The 16,648-nt window shown below is 73.9% G+C and carries 18 protein-coding genes; 9 read left to right on the forward strand and 9 right to left on the reverse strand.

Annotation, left to right across the window (positions count from 1 at the left end):
* The first annotated feature begins 15 nt into the window (after positions 1-15).
* Together A8711_RS20550 and A8711_RS20555 are read left to right on the forward strand one after the other, a co-directional pair.
* Complete coding sequence (locus A8711_RS20550; RefSeq protein ID WP_069089096.1) at positions 16-654, forward strand: acVLRF1 family peptidyl-tRNA hydrolase; 639 nt, start codon at positions 16-18, stop codon at positions 652-654.
* A gap of 165 nt (positions 655-819) precedes the next feature.
* Complete coding sequence (locus A8711_RS20555) at positions 820-2,031, forward strand: chromosome condensation regulator (protein ID WP_043329648.1); 1,212 nt, start codon at positions 820-822, stop codon at positions 2,029-2,031.
* A 69-nt stretch (positions 2,032-2,100) separates the two neighbouring features.
* On the opposite strand, the gene A8711_RS20560 is transcribed toward A8711_RS20555, so the two are convergent.
* Complete coding sequence (locus A8711_RS20560; RefSeq protein ID WP_043331134.1) at positions 2,101-3,015, reverse strand: neutral zinc metallopeptidase; 915 nt, start codon at positions 3,013-3,015, stop codon at positions 2,101-2,103.
* A gap of 247 nt (positions 3,016-3,262) precedes the next feature.
* Between A8711_RS20560 and A8711_RS20565 the strand changes: the two genes are divergently transcribed.
* The gene (locus A8711_RS20565) at positions 3,263-4,870 is read left to right on the forward strand and encodes an ABC-F family ATP-binding cassette domain-containing protein (RefSeq protein WP_064445312.1); all 1,608 of its coding nucleotides are present in this window, start codon (positions 3,263-3,265) and stop codon (positions 4,868-4,870) included.
* A 41-nt stretch (positions 4,871-4,911) separates the two neighbouring features.
* Here the strand turns inward: A8711_RS20565 and A8711_RS20570 are convergent, their stop codons facing one another.
* A complete protein-coding gene (locus tag A8711_RS20570; protein ID WP_233607766.1) occupies positions 4,912-5,514 on the reverse strand; it encodes a cadmium resistance transporter in 603 nt (200 codons plus the stop codon).
* 302 nt (positions 5,515-5,816) lie between these two features.
* On the opposite strand from A8711_RS20570, the gene A8711_RS20575 reads away from it, so the two are divergent.
* The 3 genes from A8711_RS20575 (at position 5,817) to A8711_RS20585 (ending at position 8,976) form a co-directional block, all read left to right on the forward strand.
* A complete protein-coding gene (locus A8711_RS20575; protein WP_007072022.1) occupies positions 5,817-6,044 on the forward strand; it encodes a helix-turn-helix domain-containing protein in 228 nt (75 codons plus the stop codon).
* Between the two features lie 46 nt (positions 6,045-6,090).
* Entirely contained in the window at positions 6,091-6,858 is a 768-nt protein-coding gene (locus A8711_RS20580; RefSeq protein ID WP_069089098.1) for an enoyl-CoA hydratase/isomerase family protein, read from the forward strand.
* A gap of 135 nt (positions 6,859-6,993) precedes the next feature.
* Positions 6,994-8,976 carry an ABC transporter ATP-binding protein gene (locus A8711_RS20585; RefSeq protein WP_069089099.1) on the forward strand — a complete coding sequence of 661 codons (1,983 nt, stop codon included), beginning with the start codon at positions 6,994-6,996 and terminating at the stop codon, positions 8,974-8,976.
* A gap of 126 nt (positions 8,977-9,102) precedes the next feature.
* On the opposite strand, the gene mug is transcribed toward A8711_RS20585, so the two are convergent.
* The 6 genes from mug to A8711_RS20615 all read right to left on the reverse strand — a co-directional run bounded on the left by mug (position 9,103) and on the right by A8711_RS20615 (position 13,396).
* Positions 9,103-9,723, reverse strand: a complete 621-nt coding sequence (gene mug, locus A8711_RS20590) for a G/U mismatch-specific DNA glycosylase (protein ID WP_069089100.1) — start codon at positions 9,721-9,723, stop codon at positions 9,103-9,105.
* Positions 9,724-9,766: 43 nt separating this feature from the next.
* The gene (locus A8711_RS20595) at positions 9,767-10,528 is read right to left on the reverse strand and encodes an SDR family oxidoreductase (protein ID WP_069089101.1); all 762 of its coding nucleotides are present in this window, start codon (positions 10,526-10,528) and stop codon (positions 9,767-9,769) included.
* Between the two features lie 32 nt (positions 10,529-10,560).
* Positions 10,561-11,007 carry a hypothetical protein gene (locus A8711_RS20600; RefSeq protein WP_064445317.1) on the reverse strand — a complete coding sequence of 149 codons (447 nt, stop codon included), beginning with the start codon at positions 11,005-11,007 and terminating at the stop codon, positions 10,561-10,563.
* Positions 11,004-11,822 (reverse strand): DUF692 domain-containing protein, encoded by an 819-nt coding sequence (locus A8711_RS20605; RefSeq protein WP_069089139.1) that lies wholly within the window; start codon positions 11,820-11,822, stop codon positions 11,004-11,006. Before A8711_RS20605 ends, A8711_RS20600 begins: the two co-directional genes overlap by 4 nt.
* Positions 11,819-12,721 carry a TIGR04222 domain-containing membrane protein gene (locus A8711_RS20610; RefSeq protein ID WP_043329655.1) on the reverse strand — a complete coding sequence of 301 codons (903 nt, stop codon included), beginning with the start codon at positions 12,719-12,721 and terminating at the stop codon, positions 11,819-11,821. Before A8711_RS20610 ends, A8711_RS20605 begins: the two co-directional genes overlap by 4 nt.
* Before the next feature lie 102 nt (positions 12,722-12,823).
* Complete coding sequence (locus A8711_RS20615; RefSeq protein ID WP_030503274.1) at positions 12,824-13,396, reverse strand: TetR/AcrR family transcriptional regulator; 573 nt, start codon at positions 13,394-13,396, stop codon at positions 12,824-12,826.
* 104 nt (positions 13,397-13,500) lie between these two features.
* On the opposite strand from A8711_RS20615, the gene A8711_RS20620 reads away from it, so the two are divergent.
* From A8711_RS20620 to A8711_RS20630, 3 genes are all read left to right on the forward strand, one after another.
* On the forward strand, positions 13,501-14,346 hold the full coding sequence (locus A8711_RS20620; protein WP_069089102.1) for a carbon-nitrogen hydrolase family protein: 846 nt from the start codon (positions 13,501-13,503) through the stop codon (positions 14,344-14,346).
* Between the two features lie 56 nt (positions 14,347-14,402).
* Positions 14,403-15,047 carry an HAD family hydrolase gene (locus A8711_RS20625; RefSeq protein WP_030503276.1) on the forward strand — a complete coding sequence of 215 codons (645 nt, stop codon included), beginning with the start codon at positions 14,403-14,405 and terminating at the stop codon, positions 15,045-15,047.
* A gap of 197 nt (positions 15,048-15,244) precedes the next feature.
* Positions 15,245-16,171 carry a serine protein kinase RIO gene (locus tag A8711_RS20630; RefSeq protein ID WP_043329659.1) on the forward strand — a complete coding sequence of 309 codons (927 nt, stop codon included), beginning with the start codon at positions 15,245-15,247 and terminating at the stop codon, positions 16,169-16,171.
* Positions 16,172-16,222: 51 nt separating this feature from the next.
* On the opposite strand, the gene A8711_RS20635 is transcribed toward A8711_RS20630, so the two are convergent.
* On the reverse strand, positions 16,223-16,471 hold the full coding sequence (locus tag A8711_RS20635) for a DUF2630 family protein (RefSeq protein ID WP_030503278.1): 249 nt from the start codon (positions 16,469-16,471) through the stop codon (positions 16,223-16,225).
* Between the last annotated feature and the right edge of the window lie 177 nt (positions 16,472-16,648).

Consider the following 16,648-nt stretch of genomic DNA (forward strand, 5'->3'; position numbering starts at 1 on the left):
GCGTACCGTCGGGCCATGAGCAGCCGACCCGCCGCCGGCGGCGGCCGGTGGGTCGAGGTCGACCCCGGCCGCGTCGCCCGCTGGGTCGAGGGTTTCACCGACCGGCACGGCCCGCCCACGACCACAGTCCAGGAGTACGGGCTCCTCCTCACCGCCCCGGACGACGCCACCGCCGAGCTGCACACCCCGCCCGGGGCGAGCGCGTCGGCGGACGTACCCGGATTCGTCGCCTCCGCCACCGCGGCCCGCCGGATCGGTCTGCTGCTTGCCCGCAAGGGCGCTGTCGCGGTCGGCGTCGCCGACGGCGCCGACCTGGTGGTCTCCAAGGTGGACACCCGGTACGTGCAGGGGCGTACCGCGGCGGGCGGCTGGTCCCAGCAGCGGTTCGCCCGGCGGCGCGACAACCAGGCGAAGGCGGCCCTGGGCGACGCGGCCGAGCTGGCCGTACGCCTGCTGTTGCCGGAGGCCGGAACGCTGTCGACGCTGGTGTGCGGCGGCGACCGGCGCGCGGTGGACACGGTGCTGGCCGACCGGCGGCTGGCCCCGCTGGCGGCGCTGCGCGCGCCGCGCCTGCTCGACGTGCCGGAGCCCCGGCACGCGGTGCTGGTGGCCGCCGTCGCGGCCGCCCGGGCGGTCCACATCCTGGTCCGCTGAACAGGAAAGATCACCTCAAGACGGCGCAATCCCGCTCCTCGATGATGCATCGAATCGACTCGATGCCTATCGTCGGTGTCACGAAGCGGCGGGTCTCCGGGCGACCCGCAGGGGCAGCTTCGCCTCCGCCATCACGCGCCGACATCGTTGGGAGACAACAACTTCATGAGCGGATATCAGGACGGCCGGCTGCGAGCCCGGTGGCGCCGTGCGACGAGACTCCTCGTCGCGGCGGCGGCAATGAGCGCCGGAAGCCTCGTGCTCACCGCCACACTCACCGCCGGTACGGCGAACGCGGGCCCGGCGCAGCGCGCCGCGCTCGCCGCGCCCACCGTCAGCAGCGTCACCGCGGGCGGCGCGCACACGTGCGCGATCAGCACCGACGGGGGACTGTGGTGCTGGGGCTCGAACTACGGCGGTCAGCTCGGCGACGGGACCACCACGAACCGCAGCGCCCCGACGCGGGTCGGCACCGCCACCTGGACGAACGTCGACGCCGGCACCGGGCACACCTGCGCGGTCCGCACGGACGGGACGCTGTGGTGCTGGGGCTCGAACTTCCGGGGCCAGCTCGGCGACGGGAGCACCACCAGCCGCAGCGCCCCGGTGCAGGTCGGCACCGCGACCACCTGGGCCCGGGTCGACGCCGGCCCCCAGCACACCTGCGCGATACGCACCGACGGCACGCTCTGGTGCTGGGGCTTCAACCGGACCACCCAGCTGGGCGTCGGCGCCTCGCCGTACGTCGCGAACACCCCGCTGCAGGTCGGCACGGCCACCGACTGGGTGAGCGTCTCGACCGGCTACGGGCACACCTGCGGTATCCGGACCGGCGGCACGCTCTGGTGCTGGGGGGCCAGCTCGGACGGCCAGCTCGGGCTCGGCAACCTGACGCCGCAGACCGCGCCCGCGCAGGTCGGCACCGCGACCGGGTGGACCGGCGTCGCGGCCGGGTACGCGCACACCTGCGGGGTCCGCGCCGGCGGGCTGTGGTGCTGGGGTGAGAACGGATACGGTCAGCTCGGCGTGAGCGGCTCGTACCGGACCGCGCCGGTGCAGATCGGCACCGCCACCACGTGGAACCGGATCGCCGCGAGCAGCGACACGTCCTGCGCGTCGCGTACCGACGGGACCCTCTGGTGCTGGGGCAAGAACTCCGCCGGCCAGGTGGGCGACGGCAGCACCACCCACCGGTCCGCGCCCGCGCAGGTCGGCACCGCCACCAGCTGGACCGGCGGGCTCGCGGTCACCGACCACGGCTGCGCGATCCGTACCGACGCCGGCCTGTGGTGCTGGGGCGACAACAGCGGGGGCCAGCTCGGTGACGGGACGACTGTCAACCGGTCCACTCCGGCTCAGGTGACACTGCCGGCCTGACCGGCCCCGGAAACGACATCGGCCCGCACCGCCGTCCGTGGCGGTGCGGGCCGATGCGCCGAGCGGGGATCAGGCCCCGGCGCCGAAGGTGTCGCAGGACTTCGGGTCACCGGTGGTGAAGCCCTTGGTGAACCACTGCTTGCGCTGCTCCGAGCTGCCGTGGGTGAACTCGTCCGGGTTCACCGGCCGACCGGAACGCTCCTGGATCGCGTCGTCGCCGATCTTCTCGGCGGCGTCGATGGCCTGCGAGATGTCCTCCTCGGTGATGCTCTTGAAGATCTTCTGCCCGCGCTCGTCGGCGGTGCCGGTGGCGTTCTTCGCCCACGCGCCGGCGTAGCAGTCGGCCTGCAGCTCCAGCTTCACCGACAGCGCGTTCGCGCTCTGCGGGTCACGCTCCTGCTGGCGGCGCATCTGCGCCTCGGTGCCGAGCAGGTCCTGCACGTGGTGGCCGTACTCGTGGGCCAGCACGTACGGCTGGGCGAACTCGCCCTTGGCGCCGAGCTGGTCGGCCAGCAGCCGGTAGAACGTGAGGTCGATGTAGACCTGGTCGTCGGCCGGGCAGTAGAACGGGCCCACGCCGGAGTCGGCGGCGCCGCAGGCGGTGCTGACGTTCTGGCTGAAGAACACGGTCTTCGACGGCTTGTACTGCTCGCCGAACGCCTCCGGCATCGCGGTACGCCAGTACGCCTGGATCGAGTTGACGTAGAGGGTGTTGCGGCAGTCGAGCTGCTCCAGCGCGTCCTGCGCCGAGCACTTCTGCTCCAGCGAGGTGTTGTCGCCCTGCTCGGAGCCGCCGCCGTTGGTGGCGGCGTTGAGGCCGAAGCCGCCGCCCACCAGGGCGACGAGCACGGCGATGATGATGCCCACGATCCCGCCCCGGCCGCCGCCGATCGGGATCGGAATGCCCATCCCGCCGCCTCCGCCGGACCCTCGCCGGTCGTCCACCTGGCTGGTGTCGACCCGCGCGTTCTCGTTCAGCTCCATGTTGACCCCGATCACCGATGTGTCCGTTTGTGATGGTTGCGGTACCGGACCGGGTCCGGACGGCGGATTTCGTACCCGATGATCTTGCACGGTAATCCGGCGGAGGGGGCCCGCGGGGACCGGTACACTTGCCCCCGTGCTGCGCTGCGAAGGCTGAACCGCCCCGCGCCGACGGGAAAACACCACCCGCCGGCGCTTTCGCGTGCCCTGAGTCAGCCCTTCCGGACCCGAGAGCGAGTACTCCGAGATGATCACTGCCACCGGCCTGGAACTGCGCGCCGGTTCCCGGATCCTGCTGTCCGACACCACCCTGCGGGTGCAGCCGGGGGACCGGATCGGCCTGGTCGGGCGCAACGGCGCCGGCAAGACCACCACGCTCAAGGTGCTCGCCGGCGAGGGACAGCCGTACGGCGGCCAGATCGACCGGCGCAGCGCCATCGGCTACCTGCCGCAGGACCCGCGCACCGGCGACCTGGACGTCACCGGCCGGGACCGGGTGCTCTCCGCCCGTGGGCTGGACGTGCTCATGGCGCAGATGAAGGAGCTGGAGAACAAGCTCGCCGAGGGCGCCGACGACGAGCGGCTGGTCCGCCGCTACGGCGCGCTGGAGGACCAGTTCGCCTCGCTCGGCGGCTACGCGGCCGAAGCCGAGGCCGCCCGCATCTGCGCCAACCTCGGCCTGCCCGACCGCGCCCTGGCGCAGACCATCGGCACGCTCTCCGGCGGTCAGCGCCGCCGCATCGAGCTGGCCCGGATCCTGTTCCGCGACGCCGGCGAGAACGGCGGCGGCATCCTGCTGCTCGACGAGCCGACGAACCACCTCGACGCCGACTCGATCACCTGGCTGCGCGGCTTCCTCGCCAACCACAAGGGCGGCCTGATCGTGATCTCCCACGACGCCTCGCTGCTGGAGGCGGTGGTCAACAAGGTCTGGTTCCTGGACGCCACCCGGTCCGTGGTCGACACGTACAACCTGGGCTGGAAGGCGTACCTGGAGGCGCGGGAGACCGACGAGCGGCGCCGCCGCCGGGAGCGCGCAAACGCCGAGAAGAAGGCCGGCGCGCTGATGGCGCAGGCGGACAAGATGCGGGCCAAGGCCACCAAGACCGTCGCCGCGCAGAACATGGCCCGGCGCGCCGAGCGCCTGCTCTCCGGCCTGGACGAGGTCCGCGTCGCGGACAAGGTCGCGAAGGTACGGTTCCCGAGCCCCGCCCCGTGCGGCAAGACGCCGCTGACCGCCACCGGCCTGTCCAAGTCGTACGGGTCGCTGGAGATCTTCACCGACGTCAACGTGGCGGTGGACCGGGGTTCCCGGGTGGCCATCCTCGGCCTCAACGGCGCCGGCAAGACCACGCTGCTGCGGATGCTCGGCGGGCTGCTGGAGCCGGACACCGGCGAGGTGCGGCCCGGGCACGGGCTGCGGCTGGGCTACTACGCCCAGGAGCACGAGACGCTCGACGTGGACCGGACGATCCTGGAGCACATGCGCAGCGCCGCGTCCGACCAGACCGACACCGACCTGCGCAAGATCCTCGGCGCGTTCCTCTTCTCCGGCGAGGACGTGGACAAGCCGGCCGGCGTGCTCTCCGGCGGCGAGAAGACCCGGCTGGCGCTGGCCACGCTGGTCTGCTCCGGCGCCAACGTGCTGCTGCTGGACGAGCCGACGAACAACCTCGACCCGGTCAGCCGCGAGCAGGTGCTCGACGCGATCGCCCGTTACCCGGGCGCGATCGTGCTGGTCACGCACGACCCGGGCGCGGTCAGCGCGCTCAAGCCGGACCGCGCCATCCTGCTGCCCGACGGCGACGAGGACGCCTGGTCCGACGACCTGCTGGAGCTGGTCGAGCTGGCCTGACCCGCCCTCTTTTCCCCGTGGGCCGGGGCGGGTCGGGTCGGTCAGGTCAGGAGATCGGCCAGGTGGGGGAGGACGCCGGAGGTGAGCAGGATGGTCGCGCCGATGACTATGAAGATCACCGGCACCAGCCAGTGGCCGGCGCGGCCGACCAGGGCCACCACCCGGGGGTGCCCGCCGAGCGCGGCGGCGACCGCGCACCACACGGCCACCAGTAGCGCGAACACCAGCAGCCAGACCAGGCCGGTGGCCGGGTCGAGGGAGCGGAACACCGGCACGTAGACGGCGACGTTGTCGGCTCCGTTCGCCACGGTCACCCCGGCGACGCCGAGCAGGCTGCCGACCACCGCCGGCGGCTCGTCGTCGTCGCCACGGGACATCAGCGCGCGTACGCCGAGCGCGATCGGCAGCAGGCCGAGCAGGCCGGGCCACGGGTCCGGCACCACGAGCAGCCCGGCGGCGGCCACCACCGCGACCGCGACGAGCGCGCCGATGCCCGCGTACTGCCCGGCGACGATCTGCCAGGGCCGGGGGCGTCCGGTGTGCCGGAGGGCCACGAACAGCACCGTGAGCACGACGATGTCGTCGAGATTGGTGGCGGCGAAGACACCGGCGGCACCCGCCGCGGCCGTGATCACGTCAATCACCCCGGGCACGATACGGCCCGCCGCGCCGGCCGTCGCATGATCCACACCAGTTCGCCGAAGTGGAGGTGTCCGGAGCACGGTGACGCAGCCACTTCGGGGAACTGGTGTCGATCATGGGGGAGGATGCGCTCGTCCGGCGGGGCGGTACGGATCAGCCGGTCGGAAGGATCACTCTATCGGGAAGCTGACATTGCGTAGCGTGTCGGTTGGCGAATAGTTGATATCTGGCGCATGATCGTCCGAGGCGGTCTAATAGGTGGGACCGTATCCGAACCGCACAGTCTGGGACGTGAGGGATCAGCATGGCAGCCACCGGCACAGCCACCAGCACTGAGAAGGGTCGCCGGATCGTCGGGGCCGAGCGTCAGACGCTCGCCAAAGACCTGGTAAAGCGGTACACCGGGGGTGAGAGCATCCGTGCTCTGGCGGCCTCTACCGGCCGTTCCTACGGGTTCATCCACCGTGTGCTCACCGAATCCGGCGTGCAGCTGCGGCAGCGCGGCGGCGCCCGGCGCCGGAAGAAGGCGTGACCCGCCGCCCAGCGTCGTCCATCAGCGCAGTGTTCCGGGGCGTCCGGTGACCGCCGAGACGACCGGAGTGCGCTTCGACTGCGACGGGCCGGTTGCGACGGTGACGTTGTGCCGGCCCGACGTGCTCAACGCCCAGACCCCGGCGATGTGGCGGGCGATGAGCGACTTCTCCCGCGACCTGCCCGGCGACGTCCGCGTCGTCGTCGTACGCGGCGAGGGGCGCGCCTTCTCCGCGGGCCTGGACCTGGCGGTCGCCGGTGCCACCGGGCCGGGCTCCTTCGCCGAGCTGGCCGCGCTCCCGGAGGCGGAGTGCGCCGACCGGATCGCCGAGTACCAGGGCGGCTTCACCTGGCTGCACCGGCCGGACGTGGTGTCGATCGCCGCGGTGCAGGGCCACGCCATCGGCGCCGGCTTCCAGCTCGCGCTCGCCTGCGACATGCGTGTGCTCGCCGCCGACGCCAGGCTCTCGATGGCCGAGGTGACACTCGGCCTGGTGCCCGATCTGGCCGGCACGCGCCGCCTGGTCGAGCTGGTCGGCTATTCGCGCGCCCTGGAGATCTGCGCCACCGGCCGCCGGATGGACGCCACCGAGGCGGACCGGATCGGCCTGGCCACGCTCGTGGTGCCGAACGACGAGCTGGACGCCGCGGTGCGTGACCTGTCGGCCGGGCTCCTCGCCAACAACCGGGACGCGATCGTCGAGATCAAGGCGCTCCTGGCGGGCGCGGCCGACTGTACGCACGCCGAGCAGCAGCGCGCCGAGCGGGAGGCGCAGACCCGGCGTATCCGGGACCTGGCCGGCCGGGGCGAGTAACCGGCCCGGAGCGCGATTTCGTAAGGACCGTTCGGGAAGATCTGGGTTACTCGCGAGGTTGTCACAGGCGTCTGGAGAATGGACTCCGACGATTCATGCTGCCTGACGACCTGGAGGTGACGAGTGTCCCACCCGATGGCCGGCGGCGGCATGGGCGGCTGGAGCATGCTCCGGTCGCTGCGCAACCGGGACGAGGTCTCCGCCCACGAGCTCAAGCGCGGCACGGCCCGGCGGATCGTCGCGTTCGCCCGGCCCTACCGGCGTGACATCGTCGTCTTCCTGATCACCGTGATCATCGCCGCGGTGATCGGCGTGGCCACGCCGCTGCTCGCCGGCGACGTCATCGACGCGATCGCCGGGGCCGGTCCGGACGCCCGCACGACTGTGGTCCGGCTCGCCCTGATCATCGCCGCGCTCGCCGTGGCCGATGCCCTGTTCTCCCTGGTCCAGCGGTGGTATTCGGCCCGCATCGGCGAGGGCATCATCCTCGACCTGCGCACCCGGGTCTACGACCACGTCCAGCGGATGCCGCTGCAGTTCTTCACCCRCACGCAGACCGGCGCGCTGGTGAGCCGGCTCAACAACGACGTGCTCGGCGCGCAGCGGGCGTTCACCTCGACGCTGTCCGGGGTGGTCAGCAACGTCATCCAGCTCGTGCTCACCGCCGGCGCGATGCTCGTGCTGTCCTGGCAGATCACCGTGCTGGCGCTGGTGCTGCTGCCGATCTTCATCATCCCGGCCCGCCGGGTGGGCCGGCGCCTGGCCGAGATCACCCGCGAGTCGTACAACCTCGACGCGAAGATGAACGCGACCATGACCGAGCGGTTCGGCGTGGCCGGAGCGCTGCTGGTCAAGCTGTTCGGCGCGCCGGAGGTCGAGGCCGACCGGTTCGCCCGCCGGGCCGAGCGGGTGCGCGACATCGGCATCCAGTCCGCGATGTACTCGCGGACGTTCTTCGTGGCGATGCTGCTCGTCGCGTCGCTGGCCCAGGCGCTCACCTACGGGGTGGGCGGCTGGCTGGCGGTCACCGGTGCGGTCAGCGCCGGCACCGTCGTCAAGCTGGCGCTGCTGCTGACCCGCCTCTACGGCCCGCTCACCGCGCTCTCCAACGTCCGGGTCGACGTGATGAGCGCGCTCGTGTCGTTCGACCGCGTCTTCGAGGTGCTCGACCTGCGTCCGGGCATCGCGGAGAAGCCCGACGCGGTGCCGGTGCCGCGCGGCAGCGGCCGGGTCGAGTTCCGCGACGTGCGCTTCCGCTACCCGAGCGCCGCCGAGGTGTCGCTCGCGTCGCTGGAAGAGGTCTCGACCCTCGACCGTACGGTGAACGAGCCGGTGCTCAAGGGCGTCTCGTTCGCCGTCGAGCCCGGGCAGATGGTGGCCCTGGTCGGCCCCTCCGGCGCCGGCAAGTCGACGCTGTCCATGCTGATCTCCCGGATCTACGACGTCAGCGAGGGCCAGGTGCTGGTCGGCGGCGTCGACGTGCGGGACGCGACGCTCGCCTCGCTGCGCGACGAGATCGGCGTGGTCACCCAGGACTCGCACCTGTTCCACGAGACCATCCGCGAGAACCTGCGGTACGCCAAGCCCGACGCCACCGACGACGAGATCTGGGCCGCCCTGGCCGGCGCGCAGGTGGCCGACCTGGTCCGGGCGCTGCCGGACGGGCTCGACACGACGGTCGGCGAGCGCGGCTACCGCTTCTCCGGCGGCGAGAAGCAGCGCATCGCCATCGCCCGGTTGCTGCTCAAGGCCCCGTCGATAGTGATCCTGGACGAGGCCACCGCCCACCTGGACTCGGAGAGCGAGGCAGCGGTGCAGCGGGCGCTGTCGGTGGCGCTGACCGGCCGTACCGCGCTGGTGATCGCGCACCGGCTCTCGACGGTGCGCGACGCGGACCAGATCCTCGTGCTCGACGAGGGGCGGATCGTGGAGCGCGGCCGGCACGACGAGCTGGTGGCCGTCGGCGGCCTGTACGCCGAGCTGTACCGCACCCAGTTCGCGGTCACCGACTCGCCCGCGCCGCACGCCGAGGCGGAGCAGCCGGAGCCGGTGGTGACCACTGTGCCGATGGGCACCTACGTCGCCCACGAGGCCATGCCCCCGGCGGCAGCCAACTAGCGGCCCGCGAGGCCTCAATCCCGGCGCCGACGGGCGTGGATCGGCACCGACCGGGTGGACGGGCACCCAGCGGCCGGGCCGTGGCGACCCGGACGGCCGCAGCCCTAGCTCGCGGCGATCGGGGCTCTAACCCGCGGCGACCGCGGCACGCAGCTCGGCGAACGCGGCGCCGAGCGTCTCCGGGGTGAAGTGGGCGTTCAGGCCGCTCGGGTTGGGCAGCACCCACAGCCGGGCCGGCCCGAGTGTCTCGGGCTGCGGCCCGAAGCCGGCCTTCGGCCGGGTGAACCCGATCCGGTACGCGGTCACGCCGACCACCGCCACCCAGCGCGGCCGGTACCGCTCGACCTTCGCGGTGAGCGTCGCCGCGCCGTCGACCAGTTCGGCGGCGGTCAGCTCGTCGGCGCGGGCACTGGCGCGGGCCACCATGTTGGTGATCCCGAGGCCGAGTGCGGGCAGCGCGTCCTGCTCGCTGGGGTGCAGCAGACGCGGGGTGAACCCGCCCCGGTGCAGGGCGGGCCAGAACCGGTTGCCCGGACGGGCGAAGTGCCAGCCGGTCGCCGCCGACCACAGACCCGGGTTGATGCCGACGAAGAGCACGTCCAGGCCGGGCGCGATGACGTCCGGCAGCAGCCGGTCGGCCGCCGCCGCGAGCTGCTCGCGGCTGGGGCGTGGGTGCCGCCGGGCGGGCGCGCCCGGCCCCGGGGCCGCCTCGGGCCGCCCACCGCCCGGGCGCCGTCGGTCGCTCACCGGCCCACCGCCCCGGGCGCCCGGCCCACCACAGCGACCACTGTCACAGCCCGCGCAGCGCGCCGCCGTCGACCGGGACGGTCACCCCGGTGACGTACCCGGCGGCGGGGGAGAGCAGGAACGCCGCCACCCGGCCGAACTCCGCCGGGTCGCCGATTCGCCCGAGCGGGATCGCCGCCTCCGCCTGGGCGCGGGCGCGCTCGGGATCGCCGGAACCGGCCAGCAGCTCCCGGTTGCGGTCGGTCATGATCCGCCCGGGTAGCAGGCTGACCACGCGGACGCCGCGCGGGCCGAACTCGTCGGCCATGTCCTTGGCCACGCCGGCCAGGCCCGGTCGCAGCCCGTTGGAGATGCCGAGGCCGGCCAGCGGTCCGCGTACCGAGGTGGACAGCACCAGCCCGATCGCGCCGCCGTCGGTGAGCGCGCCGGCCACCGTGCGGGCGAGCCGGACGCTGCCCAGGAAGACCGTCTCGAACGACTCGCGCCACTGCTCGTCGGTGACGGTGGCGGCGGTGCCGGGCGGCGGGCCGCCGACCGAGATCAGCGCGCCGTCGAGGCGGCCGAAGTGTTCGCGGGCGGCGGCGACGAGCCGCTCCGGGGTGGCGGAATCGGCGAGGTCGGCGGTCAGCCCGATCGCCCGCTGCGGGTCGCCGAGCGCCTCGATCGCGGCGGCCACCCGTTCCGGGGTACGCGCGGAGATGACCACCCGGGCGCCGTCGGCGACGAGTTGTTCGGCGGTGGCGAAGCCGAGGCCGCCGGAGGCGCCGGTCAGCACGTACACCCGGTCGGCGAGTCCGAGATCCATACGCCCGATCCTGCCGTACCCGGGGGCGCGTGTCAGCGCGGGGCGGGCCGCAGCAGGCGTACCCGGCCGGCGAACTGGGCCGCGACGGCGCCGCCGGCCCGGGCGACGGCCGGCATCCGGCGGGGCCGGGGCGGTCGGTGGCCGTCGTAGCGGCTCGCGGCCTCGCGCGCGGCCAGCTCCTCCGCGCCCAGCGGCGGCAGCGTGCCCCGGTCGCGCAGCTCGCGGGCCAGGTCCCAGCCGTCGCGCAGGGAGCCGTTCGAGGGGCGTCCGTCCGCCCACGTGGTGAACGTCGCCGGCCAGTGCGCGCCGAGGCCGGCGGCGAGCAGCGGCCAGTGCCGGGCCACGTCCGCGGCCCGCTTGCGCAGCAGCGCCCGGCGGGCCGCCTCGACCGGGGCCGGTGCGAAGCCGGGCGGCAGCGGTCCACCGGCGACGAGCGCGGCGACCAGCTCGGCCTGCCGGGCCGCCAGGTCGCCGCTCACGTGACCGCCGGGTGGCCGGAGGCGGCGGCGAGCGCGTCGAGCTCCGCGCGCAGCTCGGCGGCGGGCGGGTAGTGCCCGTCGCGTTCCAGCAGCAACGCGGGCGGCCGGTGCCGCCGGCACAACTCGCGGACCAGGTCCAGCACGGCGGCGGGCACCGGGTCGGTGTGCGTGTCGTGGTAGAAGCCGCCGTGTTCGGCGCCGCCCGCGACGTGCGCGTAGGCGATGCGTTCCAGCGGCAGCCGGTCCAGCAGCGCGGTCGGCTCGCCGCCCCGGTTGCGGGCGTTGGCGTGCACGTTCGCGACGTCGAGCAGCAGCAGCGCGCCGGTGGCGTCGAGGATCTCGGTGAGGAAGTCCGCCTCGTCCAGCTCGTCGTCGGGCCAGTCGAAGAGCGCGGCGATCGGCTCCAGGGCCAGCGGCACCGGCAGCTCCGCCTGCGTCCGCCGCACGTTCGCCACCACCGCGGCGACCGCCTCGCGGCTGCGCGGCAGCGGCAGCAGGTGACCGGCCTCCAGACCGCCGGCCCGCACGAACGCGATGTGCTCACTCACCAGCGGCGCGTCCAGGGCCGCGGCCACCGCGGCCAGGTGCGCCACCCGGGCCGGATCGACCGGTTCCGCGCCGCCGAGGGACAGCCGCACCCCGTGGGGTACGACATCGACGCCGCGTCCGCGCAGCTCGGCGAGCCCGTCCGGGAGCGGCCCGGCCGGTGCGACCGCCTCCGCGACCACCTCGACGAAACGCAGCCCCGGCAGCCCGGCCACGAAACCGGCGATCTCGGGACGCCAGCCGATGCCGACGCCGGACGGGCCGCTCATCCGCCGCACCCGCCTCCGCCGCAGCCACCGCCTCCGCCGCAGGAGCTGCCACCGCCGCACGTGGAGGCGCCGCCTCCACAGGAGGTGCCGGAGCTCGCGCCGCCGACGTTGCCCATCGCCTGCCGCTGGATCTCGGCCTGCTCGGCGAAGCCCGGATCCATGGTCCAGAGCGTGGCGGTGCCGAACAGCGCCACGCCCAGCGCCACGTCCGTCGCGCCGTACGTGGCGTACGCGGGGGAGGCGGCCGGTCGCAGCCAGGCGTGCCGGCGGCGCATGTCGTTCAGCGCGGCGGTGGCCGCCCGGGTGCGCCAGGGCACGCGGTTGAGCAGCAGGAACGCGAGGCCGAGCGGGAACAGGCTGAGCAGCAGCCAGCCGGTGGGCCGGTCGTTGAGCAGGCCGGAGATCGCACGCACGACGCCAATTGCCAGCAGGAAGCCGATCAGCAGCGCGCCGCGCCGCAGCGTCCGGCGCCGCTCCTGGTCCAGGGCCAGGCCCCGGCGTACCAGGCCGTCGCGCAGCTCGTCGAGCGCGCGCCGCACCCACTCGTCGGCGGCCAGGTCCCGGGTCCGCAGGCCGCGGCTCGCCGCGTGGTGGACCGCCTGGTCCAGCGGGGTGGCCCCGGCCGGCAGCGGACCGCCGGTGGTGAGCCGCCGGTCGGGTCGTACGCCGACCGCGCCCGCGTGGCGCAGCGCGCCGAGCGTGGCCCAGACGGCGAGCTGGTCGCCGCCGTTGAGGTAGGCGACCTGCTGCGGACCCAGCGCGCCGTGATCGGTCACCGGCGTGCCAGCCAGCATCCGACGCCGGTACACGATCGCGCCGATGACCAGGACGACGGCGAGCAGGAGGTACCAGCGCAGGAATACGGGGCCGGGGATGCCCCAGGTGTCGGAGGGGGTCATCGTCTGCTCCTGTCGCGAGGAGGGGTCGCGGCTCATTGTGGAGCAGGCGCGCCAGAGTCGATCTCCTGGAGCGGCGCAGTTACCGGACCGAGACCGGCGGGCTCAGTGCCGGCGCACCGCCTCCTCGACCAGGTCGAGCACCCGGGCCAGGTCGCCGGCCGGGCGGCCCATCGCCAGGTGCAGCACCAAGCCGTCGTAGGCCAGCTCCAGGAACTGGGCCAGCACGTCGATCGGGACGTCGTCGCGCAGCACGCCGGCCTCGCGCTGGCGTACCAGGCGCTCCCGGGTCGCCGCGGCGATGGCTTCGGAACGCTCCGCCCAGCGCTTGGCGAAGGCCGGGTCGGTACGCAGCCGGCGCGAGACCTCCAGCTGGCTGCCGAGCCAGCCGGTCGTGTCGGGCGAGACCGCCCGGGCCAGCAGGTCGCGCATGACCTGCACCAGGCCGTTGCGGGCGACCGTCTCCACCATGGCGGCGGCGTCGTCCTCGGCGACGGCGAGGAACAGGGAGTCCTTGTCCCGGAAGTGGTGGAAGATCGCACCCCGGGACAGGCCGGTGGCCTCCTCCAGCCGCCGCACTGTGGCGCCCTCGTAGCCGTGCCGGGCGAAACACGCCCGCGCCGCCGCGAGGATCTCCTGCCGGCGCGCGTCGAGCTGGTCCTGACTTACTCTGGGCACGAACGGATCGTCGCAGGTGGAACCGCGTGATGCAAACCGTACGTACGGCTTGAGATGCGGATTCGGAAGATCATCCGGCCGCGTCCGGTGGTTAGGATCGGCGTGTGACCGCCCTTCCCGCGCGCCCGCTCACCGTCGCCGCCGTCCAGGCCCAGCCCGTCCCCGGTGACGTCGCCGGCAACGCCCGCGCCGCCGCCCGCCTCGTCGCCCGGGCCGAGGGCGCCCGGGTCGTGGTGCTGCCCGAGCTGTTCCTGCCGGCCTACCACCCGCCGACGCTGGGCGCCGACCCGGAGGGCACCGACGTGGCCGCCGACGCCGACGGCCGGGTCGCCGACCCCCGGCTGGACCCGCTGCGGACCGCCGCCGCCGACGCGGGCGCGGCAGTGGTGATCGGCGCCGCCGTCCGCCACCCCGACCGGCGGCGCACCATCTCCTCGCTCGTGGTGGACCCGGCCGGCACGGTCACCGCCGCGTACGACAAGCAACAGCTCTGGAGCGGCGAGCGCGAGCTGTTCGACGCCGGCCGCCGGGGCGCCACGCTCGAAGTCGACACGTGGCGGCTGGGCCTGGGCGTCTGCTACGACGGCTGCTTCCCGGAGCACGCGCGGGCGGCGGCCGGGGACGGCGCGCACGGATACCTCTGCCCGAGCGGTTACCTGGCCGGCTCGGAGCACCGCCGCGACCTCTACTACGCCGCCCGGGCGCTGGACAACACGATGTACGTCGTGTTCGCCAACGTCGTCGGCGGCGCGGACCCCTGGCGGTTCAACGGTGGCGCGGCGGTGTACGACCCGGAGGGCCGGCCGCTGGCGCGGGGCGCCGACACCGGAGAGGACGTGCTGGTGGCGACGCTGGACCCGGAAGCGCTGGCGGCCACCCGCGCGGCGCACACCATGCTGCTCGACCGGCCGGTGGACGCCGGCGCGGCCCGTACGGCGCTCGTCGCCTGACCGTGGCTGGGCCCGGGGCCCTGTCGGTGCTCCGAGCGTTCCCGTAGGGTGCCCAAGTGCCGTTGCTCCTGCTCGATCTGGACAACACCCTGCTGGACCGCGACGGGCCGTTCCGTGTCTGGGGAGAACGTTTCCTGGCGGGCATCGGCGCGCCGCCCGCCGACCTCGACTGGCTGGTGTCGGTGGACGCCGACGGGCTGACCAACCGGTGGGACGTCGCGGACGCTATCCGCGACCGGTACGCGCTGCGCATCCCCTCGATCGACCTGGTGGACGAGCTGCACGACGGCGTGGTGGCGCACATGCGGCTCGATCCGCTGGTGGCCTGCGCGCTGCGGATCGCCGCCGACGCCGGCTGGGTGCCGGTGGTGGTCACCAACGGCGCGTCCCGTCAACAGGACGCCAAGATCCGCAAGACCGGCCTGGACCGCTACGTCGCCGACTGGGTGATCTCGGAGGAGGCCGGCGTCAGCAAGCCGAATCCGAGGATCTTCGCGCTCGCCGCCCAGCGGGCCCGGATGCCGTTGCGTGGTGCGTGGGTGGTCGGCGACAGCCCGGAGGCGGACATCGGCGGCGCGACCGCGGTGGGCCTGCCCAGCGTCTGGCTGCATCGGGGACGCCGCTGGTCGGACCCCCGGTTCGCGCCGACCCGGATCGAGGACGGGCTGATCGCGGCCGTCGCCGCAGTGCTGGCCGGCTGACCGGCGGCGCGGGCTGGCAGGCAGCGCGGCGGCACCGCGCGGAAATCCGTTGACCCGCGCCGGGGCGCGTACGAGCATGGTGCCGCGCGAGTGCGCAGCCGGGGGTGCCCGGTCGAGGAGAGGAGGTCGGTCATGGCCGTTTTCGCAGGGTCGTACCACCTGCCTCCACCAGCCTCGATCGAAGGACAGATCCACCCGTGCGCGATCATGACTTCCCGGCGCCGCAGCGCCGTGGCCGCGGCAAGAGCCGCTTCGACGACGACGAAACCGACTTCCTGAAGCGGGGGCGGCCCACGCCGACCCTCGCCGACCCGGACGCCGAGCCCGACGCGGAGGACAGCTGGTCCTCCTGGGACCGGGCCGTCCATGGCCCCGAGCCGTACCCGGACTGGCTGGTCACCGAACTGGCCGCCCGGGACACCGAGCTGGGGGTGCTCAAGACCGGCAAGGAGGCGGACGTCCACCTGGTCCGCCGCGCCGTGCCGGACACCGACCGCTCGTGCCTGCTGGCGGTCAAGCGGTACCGCGACGCCCAGCACCGGCTCTTCCACCGCGACGCCGGTTACCTGGAGGGCCGCCGGGTACGCCGGTCGCGGGAGATGCGGGCGATGACCGGCCGGACCGCGTTCGGCCGGCAGATGATCGCCGGGCAGTGGGCGGCGGCCGAGTTCGCCGCGCTGTCCCAGCTCTGGGAGATCGGCGCCGCCTCCGGGCGGATCGCGGTGCCCTATCCGGTGCAGCTGCTCGGCACCGAGCTGATGCTGGAGTTCGTCGGCGACGCCGAGGCGGGGGAGGCCGCGCCACGGCTGGCGCAGGTCCGGCCCGACGCCGCCGAGCTGCGTGACCTGTGGGATCAGCTGGTCGAGGCGCTCACCGTGCTGGCCCGGGCCGGGTACGCCCACGGCGACCTGTCTCCGTACAACCTGCTGGTGCACGCGGGCCGGCTGGTGATGATCGACCTGCCGCAGGTGGTCGACGTGGTGGCCAACCCGCAGGGCGGCGAGTTCCTGGGCCGGGACGTGCGGGTGGTGGCCGCCTGGTTCGCCGCCCGCGGCATGCCGGCCACCGTCACCGATCCGGAGGCGCTCACCGAGGCGCTGCTGCGGGAGGCGGGGATCCGCTGACGGGCGGGCGTCCCGGGTGGTCGAGCCGCCCGGGACGCCCACCCGTGCGGGTCATTGCAGGTAGCGCTCGACCTCCGGCACCGGGCGCTCGCCCTGGGCGTCCGGGTCGCCGTGCGCCTGGCGCGCGGCCCGGCGACGGCGCAGCAGGTCCCAGCACTGGTCCAGGGACTCCTCCAGGGCCCGCAGCCGCTCCCGGGCCTCGTCGTCGGTGCCGGACTCGTGCTGCTGCGCGTCGGCCCGCAGCCGGTGCTCCTCGTCGACGAGTTCCGAGATCCGGCTCAGGATGGTCTTGTCGTCCATGCCCGAAGCTTGGCACAGCGGACGGGTCCGCGCCCGCGTTCTGCCGGCGTCCGCGATAGGTGAGCGCTGCTCGCGCTCCGCAACCACCACTGTGTACGGGAGTGACGCACATCCCACGGGCTCCATTCTCGACAAAGAGATTGTTGTTACGTGAAATATCCTCCGACCTGCCTTTTG

Source organism: Micromonospora sp. II, from assembly GCF_001709195.1.
Taxonomy (GTDB): Bacteria; Actinomycetota; Actinomycetes; order Mycobacteriales; family Micromonosporaceae; genus Micromonospora; species Micromonospora chalcea.

What these genes read in the sequence shown, in the direction of transcription:
- A8711_RS20550 (WP_069089096.1), top strand. Translation starts at nt 16, where the DNA reads ATGAGCAGCCGACCCGCCGCCGGCGGCGGCCGGTGGGTCGAGGTCGAC.
- A8711_RS20610 (WP_043329655.1), bottom strand. Translation starts at nt 12,721, where the DNA reads ATGACCCCCTCCGACACCTGGGGCATCCCCGGCCCCGTATTCCTGCGC.
- A8711_RS20595 (WP_069089101.1), bottom strand. Translation starts at nt 10,528, where the DNA reads ATGGATCTCGGACTCGCCGACCGGGTGTACGTGCTGACCGGCGCCTCC.
- A8711_RS20555 (WP_043329648.1), top strand. Translation starts at nt 820, where the DNA reads ATGAGCGGATATCAGGACGGCCGGCTGCGAGCCCGGTGGCGCCGTGCG.
- A8711_RS20575 (WP_007072022.1), top strand. Translation starts at nt 5,817, where the DNA reads ATGGCAGCCACCGGCACAGCCACCAGCACTGAGAAGGGTCGCCGGATC.
- A8711_RS20635 (WP_030503278.1), bottom strand. Translation starts at nt 16,471, where the DNA reads ATGGACGACAAGACCATCCTGAGCCGGATCTCGGAACTCGTCGACGAG.
- A8711_RS20605 (WP_069089139.1), bottom strand. Translation starts at nt 11,822, where the DNA reads ATGAGCGGCCCGTCCGGCGTCGGCATCGGCTGGCGTCCCGAGATCGCC.
- A8711_RS20560 (WP_043331134.1), bottom strand. Translation starts at nt 3,015, where the DNA reads ATGGAGCTGAACGAGAACGCGCGGGTCGACACCAGCCAGGTGGACGAC.
- A8711_RS20565 (WP_064445312.1), top strand. Translation starts at nt 3,263, where the DNA reads ATGATCACTGCCACCGGCCTGGAACTGCGCGCCGGTTCCCGGATCCTG.